Genomic DNA, 14242 nt, shown 5'->3' with positions numbered 1-14242 from the left:
GTCAGCTGCCTGGGCGGGGGAAGGCTACTGGGCTGCGGAGGCCGTCGCGGCCTACGGCGCGGATGCCGAAGAAGACGTTGTCCTTGGACAGGTCGATGCTGACCTGGGTGACGTCGCCGACCGGGATCACCCGCTGCCACTCGGCGGCGGTGGTCTCGCGCCACAGCACCTCGTAGCCGGCCAGGTCGGGCTCGGTGCCGCGCTGCCAGCGCAGCGTGGTGTTGTTGGTCAGGTCGGTGGTCACGATGATGGCGCCCTTGGGCGTGCCGGGCGCCTGGGCCAGCGACCACAGCGCCGCGCCGTTGACCCGGGCCACCCGGGCGATGTACGCGAAGTCGCAGAACTCCGGCAGGTCACCGAACTGCTGCCCGTCCTCCACCCGGATGTCCTGGTGCTGGTGGGCGAAGTCCTCGTTCGGCTCGGTGAACCGCGCCGCCGGCCAGCCCTCCCGCAGGAACGAGATGTGGTCGCTGCCGCGCAGGTAGCGGTCCCGCCGGTAGATGACCCGCACCCGCATCCCGGTGGCGTCGTTCTCCGCCACGTCCCGCACGAACCGGGCGAGCTGCCGCGACGACGAGTCGTTCTCGCCGCCGACGGACTGCCGGGTGCTCGCCTCCGCCGGGGTCTCCGCCGTCGGCACGCCCTCGGCGAACAGTCGCACCGCGTACGGGTCGCGGGTGCCGTCGTCGGCCGTGCTGCTGCCGACGATGTCGTCGCTGAACATGCCCTGGACGTCCGCGCCGGCCGCCTTGAGCTGCTGGGCCAGGTACGCCGAGCCGTACAGCCCCTGCTCCTCGGCGGCGACCGCGGCGAAGACGACGGTGGCGGCGGTGGGGCGGGTGGCCATCAGCCGGGCCAGCTCCATGACCACGGCCACCCCCGAGGCGTCGTCGTCGGCGCCGGGCGAGTCGCTGACCGCGTCCATCACGTCGGAGACCCGGGAGTCGTAGTGGCCGGTCACCACGTAGGTGCGGTTCGGCGAGGTCGTTCCGCGCAGGGTGGCCACCACGTTGGTGATCCGGGTCGCGGTGGGGATCCGCGACGCCGGCTGCTGGATGTACGACTGGAGCTCCACGGTCATCCGGCCACCGGAGGTCGCCGCGTACTCCTGGAGGCGGGCGAAGATCCAGTCGCGGGCGGCGCCGATGCCCCGCTGCGGGTCGTCCTGGCTGGAGAGGGTGTGCCGGGTGCCGAACGCGGCCAGCCGTCGGACGATCGCCTCGATCCGCCGCCGATCGACCTGGCGGAGCAGGTCGCGCAGTTCATGGTCGGGGCGCTGCGGGCGCAGCGGGCGGCCCGGGCCGGACGGCGCGGAGTCGGCGATGGCCGGCGCGGCGAGCGCGGGCACCGCCACGGTGGCGGCGGTCGCCGCGGTGGCGGCGGCCGATGCGGACAGGAAGGTGCGGCGAGTGGACCTCGTGGGTCGGTCGCCGGTGTCGTCAGATCCCATTCCGGCATCCTCCCCATCGATGGCGGTCCCTGTCCATATCACCGGACGTGGATGTTCCGTGGCTTTCACCCGGACCGGGTGATGACACCCGGTGTCCACCCTTCCTACGGTGGGTGGCATGGCTGTGGTGCGCGCGACCCCCGCGGATCCGACCCCCGGAATGCTGCCGGAGGCGCCCGGGGAGGGTGGTGACCAGCGGGCCATGCCGCCCGAGCTGGGCTCGAACGCGCTCGCGGTGCTCAGTGGGCCCACGTTCATGTACTCCAACCCGTCCGGAGACGTGCCTCCGGGCAGCATCGGGGGCCTGGTTCACCTGGACACCCGACTGATCAGCGGCTGGACGCTGACGGTCAACGGCGGCGAGCTGCTGATGTTGCGGGCCGAGACCATCGACCACTACTCGGCGCAGTACGTGCTCGGCAACCCCGAGCTGCCCGATCTGCCCCCGAACAGCCTCGGCCTGCGGCGGCTGCGCTACGTCGGCGACGGCTTTCACGAGCGGGTGGAGCTGGCGTCGTTCCGGCCGGAGCTGGTCCGGGTGGAGCTGCGACTTGCCGTCGCCGCCGACTTCGCCGACCTGTTCGAGGTCAAGTCGGTCGTCCGGGACCGTTCCGCGGAGATTGTTCGCAACCACGCCGCCGACGGGTCCGAGCTGTGCTTCTCCTACCAGCACGGGGACTTCTCGGCGCAGACCCGGGTCTGCTGCTCCATTCCGGCGGACCGCATTGAGGGGGACGAGCTGGTCTGGGACCTGCACCTGCGTCCGCGCCAGGAGTGGAAGGTCGATCTGCACGTGCCGCTGCCGTCCGGGATGGGCGTGGTCGAGCCGGTCCGCGGCGACATCGCCGACGTGATCCACCGCCGTGCCGACGACCCGCTACGGCGGTGGACCGAGGAGCGGGCGGTGCTGCGGTGTGACAACCAGGCGCTGGAGCGCACCGTGCGCCAGTCTCGTGACGACCTGTCCGCGCTGCGGCTGGACCTGGAGGTCAAGGGCCAGCGGATCATGCTGCCCGGTGCGGGGCTGCCCTGGTTCCTCACCGTGTTCGGCCGCGACACGTTGATCACCGCGTACCAGACGTTGGTCGCCGGCCCGGCGCTGGCCAAGGGGGCGCTGCTCGCGCTGGCCCGGCTTCAGGGCGACAGGTGCGACGACTTCACCGACGAGGAGCCCGGCAAGATCCTGCACGAGGTGCGCAGCGGCGAGCTGACCCGCACCGGCGCCAAACCGTACGGACCGTACTACGGCACGGCCGACGCCACCCAGCTCTGGTTGATCCTGCTCTCCGAGTACTGGCGCTGGACCGGCGACGACGAGACCGTCCAGCACCTGCGCGACAACGCACTGGCTGCGTTGCGCTGGATCGACGAGTACGGTGACCGCGACGGCGACGGCTACGTCGAGTACGCCACCCGCTCGCCCGAGGGGCTGGGCAACCAGTGCTGGCGGGACTCGCCGGACGGAGTCTGCTTCGCCGACGGCCGGATCCCGGTGCTCCCACTGGCCACCAGCGATCTGCAGGGCTACACCTACGACGCGAAGCTCCGACTGGCCGAGCTGTTCGACGGGCCGTTGGACAACCCGGCCCTGGCACTACGGCTGCGCGACGAGGCCGGCACCCTGCATGAGCGGTTCAACCGGGACTTCTGGATCGAGGATCGGGGCGGCTACTACGCGGTGGCCCTGGACGGCGACAAGAACCAGGTCGACGCGAAGACCTCCAACATGGGTCACCTGCTGTGGAGCGGGATCGTGCCACCCGAGCGGGCCGACGCCGTGGTGCGCCAGCTCATGTCACCGGACATGTTCTCCGGTTGGGGCATCCGCACGCTGTCCCGGGAGGAGAACCTCTACAACGCCCTCGGCTACCACCTGGGCACGGTGTGGCCGCACGACAACTCGATCGCCGTGCTCGGCCTGGCCCGCTACGGCTACCGGGCGGAGGCGAACCGGATCGGCCTGGCGATGTTCGACGCGGCCGAGCAGTTCGGTCACCGGCTGCCGGAGGCGCTCAGCGGCTATCCGCGGGACCGGCTGCTGTTCGCCGTGCCGTACCCGACCGCGTGCAGCCCACAGGCCTGGGCGGCCGGCGCTCCGCTGGCGCTGGTCCGCGCGATGCTGGGGCTCGACCCACAGCAGGGGCGGCTGGCGGTCGATCCGGACATCCCGGCCGAACTGGGCCGGGTCACCGCCGATCGGTTGCGGGCCTTCGGCCAGGAGTGGGGGCTGGAGGCGGTGGGCACCAGGGGACACGTTTGGCTCCAGCCGAGCTGAGGACGGCCCGACGGGCAGCCGCGTTCGACGTTTGTCCCGGGCTTCGGCGGGAAACGGGCCGCAATGACGAAACCTCGTGTGGTGATCGTGGGGGCCGGGTTCGCCGGTTACCACGCGGCGAAGACGTTGAGCCGCCTCGCCCGGGACCGGGCCGAGATCGTGCTGCTGAACTCCACCGACTACTTCCTCTACCTGCCGTTGCTGCCCGAGGTGGCCGCCGGTGTGGTCGAGCCCAAGCGGATCGCGGTGCCGCTGACCGGGACGCTCAAAGGTGTGCGGGTCGTGATCGGCGAGGCGGACCACGTGGACCTGCAGAACCGCTGGGTGGGCTTCACGCAGCCGGAGGGGGACCAGAACCGGCTGGCGTACGACCGGCTCGTGCTCGCCGTGGGCAGCGTCAACAAGCTGCTGCCCATCCCCGGGGTGACCGAGTACGCGCACGGCTTCCGTGGCCTGCCCGAGGCGGTCTTCCTGCACGACCACGTGATCCGCCAGATCGAGTTGGCCGAACAGGCCGAGGACCCGGCCGAGCAGCGGGCCCGGTCCACCTTCGTGGTGGTCGGCGCGGGCTACACCGGCACCGAGGTCGCCGCGCACGGGCAGCTGTTCACCGACGCGTTGCAGGCCCAGCGGCCCCGGCTCACGGTCCGTCCCCGCTGGATGCTGCTCGACATCGCCCCCCGGGTGCTGCCGGAGCTGGACAAGCGGATGTCGCAGACCGCGCACAAGGTGCTCGACCGGCGCGGGGTGGACGTGCGGATGGGCACCTCGGTGGCCGAGGCGACCGCCGACGGGGTGAAGCTCACCGACGGCGAGTACGTGCCGACCTGCACCCTGGTCTGGTGTGTGGGGGTGCGCCCCGACCCGTTCGTCAGCGAGCTGGGCCTGCGGACCGAGAAGGGCCGCCTGGTGGTCGACGAGTTCCTCACCGTCCCCGGCTACCCCGAGGTGTACGCCTGCGGCGACGCCGCGGCAGTGCCCGACCTGACCCGCCCCGGCCAGGTCTGCACGATGACCGCCCAGCACGCCCAGCGGCAGGGCAAGCGCGTGGCGCACAACATCGCCGCGTCGTACGGGTTCGGTCAGCGCAAGCCGTACAAGCACCACGACCTGGGCTGGGTGGTCGACCTGGGCGGCAAGGCCGCGGCGGCGAACCCGTTGCACGTGCCGCTGGCCGGGCTGCCCGCGAAGGCGGTCACCCGCGCGTACCACCTGATGGCGATGCCCGGTAACCGGACGCGGGTCAGCGCCGACTGGGCGCTGGACGCCACACTGACCCGGCCGGCGGTCCAGCTCGGCCTGGTCCCGGCGAACGCGGTCCCGCTGGAGAGCACCTCACCCGAGGTCGCGGCCCGGTCCCGCTGACGCCGGCGGGTCGGGGCGCAGCCGGGCCGGGCCGTACTCGCGCAGCAGGGTCTGGACGATGCCGGCGGCGGGGATGGCCAGCAGGGCGCCGAGCAGGCCGGCCAGCTCCGCCGCGAGGAGCACGCTGACCAGTACGGTCAGCGGGTTCAGCCGGACCGCGCGGGCCAGGATGAGCGGCTGGAGCAGATGGTTCTCCACCTGCTGATAGACCACGAAGAAGACGAGCACCACCACGCCGGCGGTGGGGGAGTGCAGGAAACCGGCCCCGGCCGCTATCACCGCTCCCAACGTCGCCCCGACCAGCGGTATCAGGTCGGCGACCGCCACCAGCAGGGCGATCACGGCGGCGAACGGCACCCCGGTGAGAGCGAGCACCACGAAGGTCAACACACCGCAGATCACGCTGATCACCAGGTTGCCGGTGAGGTAGCCGGTGACGGCCCGCGACACCTCGCGGCCCACCCGGCGCAACCGCTCGCGCTGGCCGTCCCCGGCCGCCGCGAGCACGCGGCTGGTGATCCGCGGCGCCTCCAGCACCATGAGGTACGCCAGCACGATGACCGTGACCAGCCCGGCGACCGTCTCCACGACACCGCGCAGCACGCCGACCGCCGGCTCCCGCAGCCGGGTGCCGAAGGTGCGGAGCTGTTCGGAGTGTTCGGACACGTACCGCCGGGCGCCGGTGCGCTCCACCAGGTGCCCCAGCGGGCCCCGACCGGCGCGCGCGTCGCGCAGCAGCTCCGGCGCCCGCTCGGCGAACCGGCCCAGCTCGTTGATCAGCGGTGTCAGGATGACCGCGGCCAGGATCGCCAGCACCACGAACGCGGCGAGGAACACCAGCAGCGTGGCCAACGCCCGCCGCCGCACGAACCGGCGTTGGAGCCGGTCCACCAGCGGCTTGAGCGCGACGGCGAAGAAGGCGGCCACCACGGCCCAGACCAGCACCCGGCGGGTCGCGTACACGAAGGCCAGCGCGAACGCGGTCGCCAGCACCAGACCGATCACGATCAGCGTCCGGCGTGCGGTCGCCCGCGTGTCGGCGTTGCTCATCCGGCGCGGCTTCCCCACGGTCACCTCCGGAAACCCGCGCACGCACGGATCACCCGGTGGTGTGCGGTCGGCCCAGCGTCAGGTGATCATTTCGGTGCGGGGTTGTCGGCGTCCGTGACCGGTCGGGCGCCGGCGACGAAACCGTCCAGCGCGGCGGCGTGCAGCAGACCGCCGGGCACCGGGTCGCGCAGGGCGGCCACCGCCAGCCGGCCGACCGGCAGCCCGCCGGGCCGGGGTGTCGCGGCGAGCACCAGGTTGCCGTAGCGCCGGCCGCGCAGCATCCGCCGGTCGCCGAGCACGCACACGTCGCCGAAGACCGCCCGCAGCGTCGCCACCTGTACGCGGGTGCCGACCAGTGGCGGCAGGTCGGTGACGTTGACCAGGTACAGCCCGTCCGGGCGCAGGGTGCGGGCCACCTCGGCGGCGAACTCCACGGTCCGCACGTGTCGTGGCATCCGGGCCGCCCGGTAGATGTCGGCGACCACCAGGTCGTACCGGCCGGGCGGGCTGGCGGCGACCGCCTCCCGGGCGTCGGCGACCTCCACCTCCACGTCGGGCGGCAGCACTGGCAGCTCCCGGGCGACCAGTTCGACCACCGCCGGGTCCCGCTCGATGACGCGCTGCGCAGAGCCGGGCCGGGTGGCGGCCAGCCAACGGGGCAGCGTCAGCGCGCCGCCGCCCAGGTGCAGCACGTTCAGCGGGTCGCCCGGCGGGGCAGCGAGGTCCACGGCTGAGGCGATCCGCCGGACGTACTCGAAGTGCAGGTGCCGGGGATCCTCGACGTCCACGTACGACTGCTCGACGCCGCCGGAGAGCAGCATCCGCCCGGTCCGGCGAACCGGATCGGCGACCAGTTCCAGCCGGTCGGCGGCGCGCTTCATGTCCGGCACGCTAGCCGAGCCGCCGGAGCACGCCGCCCGTGGCCCGGCGAGCCGGGCCGGCCCTGGCCAGGCGCGCGACGCCGGCCCGGCCGACTCGGCACCGGCGGGCCGCTGTGCCCGGTCAGCCGCCGGCCATCCCGGCGCCCACCTCGTCGATCGCGTCGTCGATCCGGTGGGCGAGGTCCACGTCGAGCGCGGTCACCCCGTCCGCCTGGTTGGTCCGCACGGTCAGCACGGCGGCCGTGCCTCCGGGGCGCCCGATGCTCGGCGCGCGTCCGGTCTCCTCGCGCAGCTGGTCGAGCCGGTCGAGCACCCGGTCCAGGTTGTCCGGCGGCAGGGCGACCACCCGGTACAGGGCGTCGCTGTCGCCGGCCCAGTACGGCAGGTCGTCCAGCGCCGCCCGCAGCTCGGCCGCGTCCAGGGTGGGTGTGGTGGTGGAGGCGCCGATGAGGCCACCACCGGCCTCGGGCGGGTTCAACAGGTCCCGCAGGCCGTCGGGCACGTGCAGCGACTCGACCAGGTCGCCGTCCTGCGCGGCGAGCGCGGCGAGCGTCGCCTCCGCCTGGTAGCGGGCCTGCTCCGGGGTACGGCCGCTGATCCGGCCCACCTCGGCCAGGAAGCCGGGCAGGTCGCGGTGTCGCTCGACGCCGTCGACGGGCAGCACGTCGTGCAGTGAGGTCGGCACCGCCGTGAGCAGCCGCTGCCGTTCCGCGGCCTCCAGTGCGAAGGCGAGGACCAGCACGGTCGCCTCGGTGCCGACCTTGGCCGTCTTGAAGTCGACCCCGGCCCGACGTCGGACCTCATCGACCAGCTCGTGATAGCCCAGGGTGCTGGTGCCCGCCGCGCCGACCGGTGGGGACGGCTGCGGCCGGGGATTGTCCGGCACGCCGAGCGGCGGCGGAGCCGGTCCACCGCGCGTGCTGTCCTGTTTCCGGTGTCCGGCCGCGGCCGGTCCGGCCCGCTTGCCCTGATCGAGGCTCGTGAGCTGCTTGGACGCGCTCAGGCTGGCACCGAACTCACTGGGCTGACGACCCTGTTCGCGGGCCTGCCGGGCCATCGCCCGGCGCCGCTGGTTGTCGCCCTCCATCTGCTTGCGCATGGTGACACCCCTTCCGCTGGGGATCGTGCCTGCGTCCGTCGCCTTCCCGCCGTCCCGGGCACCGAAACGAACGCTGCCGGGGCGGGCCGGCCGGGCATCGCCGGGCTTCATCCGGGGCGGGTGATGGGCGCTCACCCGCCCGGCCCGCAGGATCAGTTCAGGACCGGAGTTCTTCCGAGGTACGCGGAAGGAAGGTCGTCATGAAACAGATCGTCGAGATCGTCCCCGCCCGACCCGGTTGGTACGCCCGCTGGCAGCTCACGCCCGACGCCACCCGGTGTTACGCGGTGAGCCTGTGGGCGCTGCTGGAGGAGGCCGACGGGACCGGCCGCGAAGTGGTCGGCATGGACTGCATCGGCCAGTGGCCGGGCGCGGACGACAACGAGTCCGGTGGGGATTTCGTCCGCTATCTGTACCAGACGCCCGATTCGGGGACCCCCGAGGACGCCGACCCCGCGCCGCCCGGCGAGCTTCGCGAGAGCGGCCCCCGGCTCCAGCCGATGACCGCGCCCTAGACATTCCTCCGGCCCCCGACCCCAGGTCCCAGGGTCGGGGGCCACCCCCCTTTCCGGGGGCGGCCCGCTGTGCGCCGATCAGCCGATCGCGCGCAGGTCGTCCTCGGCGTGTTCCACGGTCAGCAGCTCAGTCAGCCCGGTGCGGTCCAGCAGCCGTTGGAGCTGCGGGCTGACCCCGGTCAGCCGGATCGTCCCGGCGGCGCGGTGCACCATGACCAGGGCGCTGAGCCCGGACGAGTCGCAGAGGCCCACGCCGGCCAGGTCGACCGTCAACTGCTGGTGGTCGCCGCCGCGCAGCTCGGCCGCCGCCGCGACCAGGTCGGGCGCGCTGTCGTAGTCGAGGTCGCCGGCCAGCCGCAGCCGAACGAGTCCGCCATCGAGCCGGCTCACCTCGATGGTCAACAGCTGTGGGGCCATCCCGTTATGGTCGCAGCAGACGGGCCGAACGCAAATCCAGGGGGTCGGAACGCGCCGGTCGGTGGGTCGACGACCGGGCCTCCCAACTGCCGTGAGGTGCCGCTTCCGGCCGCCCGGCGTAGGGTGGCGGGACAGTACTGACCACGGACGCCGGTTCCGGTGCGGGTCGCGGACGACAAGGAGCGAGGCTCAGCTGGTGACTGCTGCCGACGTCAGGGACTTCGACCCGGGCGACGGACGGATCTCCACGCCGAGTACCAGACGGGCCCCGGCGTGGTCCGCCGCCGCGCCGGTCCGGCCGACGGCCGCCCTGCCGCCGCTGGCCCCCGACCGCGGTCAGGTCCCGCCCGACTGGTCCGAGGTCGTCGAGCACTTCCGTGAGGGTCTGGTCGTCTGCGACGCCGACGGTGTCGTGCGGCACATCAGCCCGGTGGCCGTGCGGTTGCTGCCCGAGGTGGTGCCCGGCGAGCTGCTCGCCGCGGCCGGCGTACGCGGGATGAGCGACGGGATTCCGGGGGCCTTCACGCATCGCGGACGCCGGCTCACCGCCCGCTGCGTGCCCCTCTCCGGCGGCCGCTGCTGCTGGTACGTCGAGGACGTCACCGAGAGCGTCAGCCGTGCCGACGCGCTCCTCGCCGAGCGGGCCCGCTCGGCCTTCCTGGCCGTGGTGGGCGACAAGCTGGGCAACCCTCTGCACCCCGACCGCGCCGCCGCGGCGGTCGTCCGGCTCACCGTGCCGTCGTTGGCCGAGGTGGCCGTCCTGGTGCTCGCCCCGCGCTCGGGACGGGCCCGCTGGTGGCGGGCCTCGCGGGTGGACGACGAGACGCCGATGGTGGACAGCGGCGTGCTGGCCGGCGGCGATCTGCCCACGGCCATCGCCGACGGGCTGACCGGCATCGAGCCGCACGCGGTGGACTGGCTGGTGGAACAGGCGGTCGACGCGGGGTGGCTGCCCGGCCTCCCCGGCGTCGAGAGCGCCGCCCGGGTCGTCCCGCTGCCCGGCGGCGACACCCCGGTCGGGGTGCTGCTGGTGGCCCGCCGCGCGACCCGCCCGTACGACGAGGACGACGTGGAGCTGATCCGCGCCTTCGCGGCCCGGGCCGGAGCGGCGTTGACCACCGCGCTGCTCTACCGCGACCAGGCCGAGGTGGCCGACACCCTTCAGGCCAGCCTGCTGCCGGTAGAGCCGGCCGAGACCGCCGGCGTGCAGTGGGGCACCGCGTACCGGCCGGCGCAGGCGGGGCTGCGGATCGGCGGCGACTTCTACGGCTCGCACCGGCTCGCCGACGGCGGCTCGCTGTTCTTCCTCGGCGACGTCTCGGGCAAGGGCGTCGAGGCGGCGGTCTTCACCGGCCAGCTGCGCCAGTGCCTCCAGGCCCTGCACCGGGTGGAGTCCCACCCCGGGCGGCTGCTGCGGCTGCTCAACGACGCGCTGCTGGAGACGACCCAGGCGCACGGCCAGGGCCGGTTCGCCACCATCGTGCTCGGCGTCGCCCGGCCGGAGCGCGAGGGTGGTCTCACCCTCACCCTGGCCGGCGGCGGGCACCTGCCGCCGCTGGTGCTGCGCGCCTCCGGCGAGGTGGAGACCGTGCCGCTGCGCGGCATGCTCATCGGCGTGGTGCCGGACCAGCGCGTCGGCGAGGTGACCGTCCGGCTGGCCCCGGGCGAGACCTGCCTGCTCTACAGCGACGGGGTGACCGAGGCCCGTGGTGGCCGCCGTGGCGACGAGCAGTTTGGCCCAGAACGGCTCGTCACCGCGCTCACCGGTTGCCAGCGGATGCCCGCGCCGGCGCTGGCCGAGCGGGTCGAGCAGGTCACCTGCGACTGGCTGGCGCACGGCGACCACGACGACATCGCGGTGCTGGCGCTGCGCGCGGTCGGCCCGAGCGGACGACCGTCGCGGCATCTGCACGCCGTGCCCGCACCGGCCGACCCCGACCAGCAGAGGGAGACCGGAGCGTGACCGCGCCGTCCACCGCAGCCGACCTGACCGACGTCTACCCCGCCTATCTGGATCACCTCGCCGACGCCGACGAGTACGGCGCGGTCGACGTGGCGCTCGGCCTGCTCGACGCGGGCCTGCCGGCCGAGCGGGTGCTGCTTGACCTGGTCGCGCCGGCCCAGTCGGAGGTGGGCGAGCGGTGGGCACGCAACGAGTGGAGCGTCGCCCAGGAGCACGCGGCCACCCACATCAGCGAGCGGGTGGTGGCGGCGGTCGCCGCGCACGCCAACCCGCGTCCGACCGGCGGGCGGGTCGTCGTGGCCTGCATGGACGGTGAGTGGCACGCGTTGCCGCCCCGGCTGGTGGCCGAGGTGCTGCGGCTGCGCGGATGGCAGGTGACCTTTCTGGGCGCGAGCGTCCCGGCGGCGCACCTGGTGTCGTACCTGCACCAGCACGACGCGCACGCGGTGGCGCTGGCCTGCGCGCTGCCGGTACGGCTGCCGCACGCCCACCGCATGATCGAGGCGTGCCGCCGCTCGGACGTGCCGGTGGTGGTCGGCGGGCGCGGGTTCGGTGCGGACGGCCGGTGGGCACGCCGGCTCGGTGTGCCGTGGGCGGCGGACGCGCCGGCGGCTGCCGAGCTGATCGCCGACGAGCGGGCGCTGCGTCGGGTGCCGCCGGCGCAGCTGTCGCACCTGGCCGACGACGAGTACGCCAGCCTGGTCCGGCGCCGGGCTGAGCTGATCGACGGCGCGCTGGCCGACCTGCGCGAGCGGGTGCCGGCGACGCGGGCCTACACGGCCGCCCAGCTCGACTCGACCGTGAGCGACCTGGGCCACATCGTCGACTTTCTGGCCGCCGCGCTCTACGTCGACGACGCCTCGCTGTTCACTGAGTTCGTGGAGTGGCTGACGGGGATCCTGACCAGCCGGTCGGTGCCCGCCGCCGCGGTGGACCTGCCCCTGGCACACTGCGCCACCGTGTTGCGCGACTTCCCCCGGGCCGTGCGGGCGCTGACCCTGGGCCGGGCCGCGCTGCTCGGCGCCGCCCGCTGATCGCCGGCCCGCGGCGCCCCCCTGTCGATCACCGCGCCATCGCTGGGCGGCACACCCCTGCTTATACTTGCCGCACTGCAAACGTCCCACCCCAGCGGTGGAGCGAAGGGAGAGCACGGTGACGTTCAGCGTCAGGTACGCCGGGCGCGACGGCGACGGCCACTGCCTGCGGCTCGCCGGTGAGCTGGACCTGAGCACCGCCCCCGAGCTGGCCGCCGCGATCGACCGGCTCGCCGACGCGGGCGAGAGCCGCATCCTGCTCGACCTCACCGACCTCACCTTCTGCGACTCCACCGGGATGGCCGTGTTCGTTCGCGGTGACAACCGGGCGGCCGCCGCGGGTGGCTGGTTGCGGCTCACCGGCGCCACCGGGCGGGTCGAGCGGGTGTTGCGGGTCACCGGCCTCGCCGACGTGTTGCACTACCAACCGGACACCGTCGACCCGGCGTCCCGCGCTGCCCCCTGATGGGCTAGATTTCCCCGCCAACACGGTGACCTTCTGGTCCCGTCCCCGCTGATCCGAGGCAGGTAGTGATGGGCGCAGACAGCCCAAATCCGGTACGCATCCTGGTGGTGGACGACGACCCGGGCGACGTGCTGATGATCGAGGAAGCGTTGGCGGACTCCGACGTGGACAAGGTCATCGACGTGGTGAGCGACGGTGAGGAGGCGATGGAGTTCCTGCGCGCCGAGGGGCGGCACGTGGAGGCGCGCCGGCCGGACGTCATCCTGCTGGACCTGAACATGCCCCGGATGGACGGCCGGCAGGTGCTCGGCGCGGTGAAGCAGGACGAGGATCTGCGGACCATCCCCATCGTGGTGCTGACCACCTCGAACGCGGACACCGACATCGTGGGCAGCTACACGTTGCAGGCCAACGCGTACGTCACCAAGCCGATCGACCTCGACGACTTCAACGACGTGGTGCGCCGTATCGACGAGTTCTTCGGCCGGGTGGTCGTGCTGCCGAAGCGGGGCTGACCTCCCCGGGGCGGAACCCTACGCGCTCTCGCATGCTGAACAATTTTCCCGAACACCCTCGGTCGCTCCGGTCGCGGTCGAGGATCCAGGTGGGGAAGAAACAGCAGCTGCCTGGGGGGCGACAGTATGAGGTTCTCCGTCGTTGAGACCGGTTACGACCAGCGGCAGGTGGATTCCTGCCTGGATGAGCTGGGGATCCGGTTGTCCCGGCTCGCGGCGCGGGCGGAGGGCGCCGCCGGGACCGCCCGGGTCTGGGACGAGATCCGCGAGGAGGCGACCTGGCTCAGCGGGCTGCTCCAGCGGCTGGATCTGGGCGACGCCGCGCGCACCCGGCATGCCGGCGACGCGGTGCGGCGGGAGGCGGCCCAGATTCTGGCCCAGGCCCGGATCGAGTTGGACGAGGCCCGCGAGGAGGCCCGGCAGGTACGCGAGCGGGCGTACGCGGAGGCCATGCAGGCCCGGCGCGACTTCGAGGCGGCGCTGGAGGCTCGCCGACGGCGCGAGGAGCGGGTGGACGAGATCCTCGGCGGGGTGGCCGTCGAGCCGGTGCCCGCGGACACCCCGACCGCGGCGGCGGGCACGGGCGTACCGGCGACGCGGGTGGCCGCCGGTGGCCGGGACGTGGGCCTGGAGCCGCCGGCCGGGCGGGACGGTGCGCACAGCCGCTGACGCGCCGCTGCGGGCTCACACGGCCGCGTCAGGGCCGTTGGCTGCCGCCTCAGGTGGTGAGCGCCGCCGCGACGGTGGTCGCCCGCTCCTCGTGCTGGGCGTACGCGTCGGGGAAGGCGGAGATCTGCACGGCCTGGGCGGCGGCGGTGACGCTCATGTCCTGCCAGCCGGGGATCTCGTTGAGCGCCTCGTAGAAGGCCCGCGCGGCGTACGACGGGCGCATCAGCTCGGCCACCGTGCCCCAGCCGCTGCTGGGCCGCTGCTGGAACAGTCCGACCGAGTCGTGGTCGGAGCCGCTGCCCTGGTTCGGGTACTGCGCAGATTCCGGCAGCACGGAGCTGGCCAGGTTGTAGAGGTTGCTCTCCTGCATGGCGGTGGACAGCGCCACCACCAGCGCCCGGCGCGGCATCTTCATCTCCAGCCCGACGTCAACGATGATCTTGGCGTTGTCCATCTGGGCCTGGTCGAGCCCGGCGACCGGTCGGGGTCGGCGCGGCTTGACGGGCTTCTTCGCCGTCTTGCGCACGGCGGCGCGGGTGGGGG

General features: G+C 73.4%; 13 protein-coding genes and 1 pseudogene. 8 read left to right on the top strand and 6 right to left on the bottom strand.

Annotation, left to right across the window (positions count from 1 at the left end):
• Window position 1: 1 nt before the first annotated feature.
• Window positions 2-1450: a M20/M25/M40 family metallo-hydrolase gene (locus EAD89_RS27595; protein WP_121677741.1), complete on the bottom strand. Its 1449-nt coding sequence runs from the start codon at window positions 1448-1450 to the stop codon at window positions 2-4.
• A 118-nt stretch (window positions 1451-1568) separates the two neighbouring features.
• Here EAD89_RS27595 and EAD89_RS27590 point away from each other — a divergent pair, with 118 nt between their 5' ends.
• A complete protein-coding gene (locus EAD89_RS27590) occupies window positions 1569-3725 on the top strand; it encodes a glycogen debranching N-terminal domain-containing protein (RefSeq protein WP_121677740.1) in 2157 nt (718 codons plus the stop codon).
• A 63-nt stretch (window positions 3726-3788) separates the two neighbouring features.
• On the top strand, window positions 3789-5090 hold the full coding sequence (locus EAD89_RS27585) for an NAD(P)/FAD-dependent oxidoreductase (RefSeq protein WP_121653451.1): 1302 nt from the start codon (window positions 3789-3791) through the stop codon (window positions 5088-5090).
• On the opposite strand, the gene EAD89_RS27580 is transcribed toward EAD89_RS27585, so the two are convergent.
• The 3 genes from EAD89_RS27580 to EAD89_RS27570 form a co-directional block, all read right to left on the bottom strand.
• A complete protein-coding gene (locus EAD89_RS27580) occupies window positions 5061-6140 on the bottom strand; it encodes an AI-2E family transporter (protein WP_121677739.1) in 1080 nt (359 codons plus the stop codon). The two genes, EAD89_RS27585 and EAD89_RS27580, sit on opposite strands and share 30 nt — an antisense overlap.
• Before the next feature lie 86 nt (window positions 6141-6226).
• Window positions 6227-7021 (bottom strand): spermidine synthase, encoded by a 795-nt coding sequence (locus EAD89_RS27575; RefSeq protein ID WP_121677738.1) that lies wholly within the window; start codon window positions 7019-7021, stop codon window positions 6227-6229.
• 121 nt (window positions 7022-7142) lie between these two features.
• Window positions 7143-8120, bottom strand: coding sequence for a DUF2267 domain-containing protein (locus EAD89_RS27570; protein WP_121653453.1), 978 nt, complete (start codon window positions 8118-8120; stop codon window positions 7143-7145).
• A gap of 200 nt (window positions 8121-8320) precedes the next feature.
• Here EAD89_RS27570 and EAD89_RS27565 point away from each other — a divergent pair, with 200 nt between their 5' ends.
• On the top strand, window positions 8321-8635 hold the full coding sequence (locus tag EAD89_RS27565; RefSeq protein WP_121653454.1) for a hypothetical protein: 315 nt from the start codon (window positions 8321-8323) through the stop codon (window positions 8633-8635).
• A gap of 78 nt (window positions 8636-8713) precedes the next feature.
• On the opposite strand, the gene EAD89_RS27560 is transcribed toward EAD89_RS27565, so the two are convergent.
• Window positions 8714-9052, bottom strand: a complete 339-nt coding sequence (locus tag EAD89_RS27560; RefSeq protein WP_121677737.1) for an STAS domain-containing protein — start codon at window positions 9050-9052, stop codon at window positions 8714-8716.
• Window positions 9053-9248: 196 nt separating this feature from the next.
• Between EAD89_RS27560 and EAD89_RS27555 the strand changes: the two genes are divergently transcribed.
• From EAD89_RS27555 to EAD89_RS27535, 5 genes are all read left to right on the top strand, one after another.
• On the top strand, window positions 9249-11015 hold the full coding sequence (locus tag EAD89_RS27555; RefSeq protein WP_121677736.1) for a PP2C family protein-serine/threonine phosphatase: 1767 nt from the start codon (window positions 9249-9251) through the stop codon (window positions 11013-11015).
• Window positions 11012-12049, top strand: coding sequence for a B12-binding domain-containing protein (locus tag EAD89_RS27550; protein WP_121677735.1), 1038 nt, complete (start codon window positions 11012-11014; stop codon window positions 12047-12049). The genes EAD89_RS27555 and EAD89_RS27550 overlap by 4 nt, the downstream gene beginning before the upstream one ends.
• 118 nt (window positions 12050-12167) lie before the next feature.
• Window positions 12168-12515: an STAS domain-containing protein gene (locus tag EAD89_RS27545; protein WP_121677734.1), complete on the top strand. Its 348-nt coding sequence runs from the start codon at window positions 12168-12170 to the stop codon at window positions 12513-12515.
• Between the two features lie 68 nt (window positions 12516-12583).
• A complete protein-coding gene (locus EAD89_RS27540; protein WP_121677733.1) occupies window positions 12584-13030 on the top strand; it encodes a response regulator in 447 nt (148 codons plus the stop codon).
• Between the two features lie 126 nt (window positions 13031-13156).
• The gene (locus EAD89_RS27535) at window positions 13157-13699 is read left to right on the top strand and encodes an ATPase (RefSeq protein WP_121677732.1); all 543 of its coding nucleotides are present in this window, start codon (window positions 13157-13159) and stop codon (window positions 13697-13699) included.
• Between the two features lie 49 nt (window positions 13700-13748).
• Here EAD89_RS27535 and EAD89_RS27530 read toward each other — a convergent pair.
• Window positions 13749-14242: pseudogene (locus EAD89_RS27530) on the bottom strand (hypothetical protein); the annotation flags it as partial.

It is taken from the genome of Micromonospora sp. BL4, from assembly GCF_003667505.1.
Taxonomy (GTDB): domain Bacteria; phylum Actinomycetota; class Actinomycetes; order Mycobacteriales; family Micromonosporaceae; genus Micromonospora.
This window is presented reverse-complemented; position numbering and strand designations above follow the sequence as displayed.

What these genes read in the sequence shown, in the direction of transcription:
- EAD89_RS27595 (WP_121677741.1), bottom strand. Translation starts at nt 1,450, where the DNA reads ATGGGATCTGACGACACCGGCGACCGACCCACGAGGTCCACTCGCCGC.
- EAD89_RS27590 (WP_121677740.1), top strand. Translation starts at nt 1,569, where the DNA reads ATGGCTGTGGTGCGCGCGACCCCCGCGGATCCGACCCCCGGAATGCTG.
- EAD89_RS27585 (WP_121653451.1), top strand. Translation starts at nt 3,789, where the DNA reads ATGACGAAACCTCGTGTGGTGATCGTGGGGGCCGGGTTCGCCGGTTAC.
- EAD89_RS27580 (WP_121677739.1), bottom strand. Translation starts at nt 6,140, where the DNA reads ATGAGCAACGCCGACACGCGGGCGACCGCACGCCGGACGCTGATCGTG.
- EAD89_RS27575 (WP_121677738.1), bottom strand. Translation starts at nt 7,021, where the DNA reads ATGAAGCGCGCCGCCGACCGGCTGGAACTGGTCGCCGATCCGGTTCGC.
- EAD89_RS27570 (WP_121653453.1), bottom strand. Translation starts at nt 8,120, where the DNA reads ATGCGCAAGCAGATGGAGGGCGACAACCAGCGGCGCCGGGCGATGGCC.
- EAD89_RS27565 (WP_121653454.1), top strand. Translation starts at nt 8,321, where the DNA reads ATGAAACAGATCGTCGAGATCGTCCCCGCCCGACCCGGTTGGTACGCC.
- EAD89_RS27560 (WP_121677737.1), bottom strand. Translation starts at nt 9,052, where the DNA reads ATGGCCCCACAGCTGTTGACCATCGAGGTGAGCCGGCTCGATGGCGGA.
- EAD89_RS27540 (WP_121677733.1), top strand. Translation starts at nt 12,584, where the DNA reads ATGGGCGCAGACAGCCCAAATCCGGTACGCATCCTGGTGGTGGACGAC.
- EAD89_RS27535 (WP_121677732.1), top strand. Translation starts at nt 13,157, where the DNA reads ATGAGGTTCTCCGTCGTTGAGACCGGTTACGACCAGCGGCAGGTGGAT.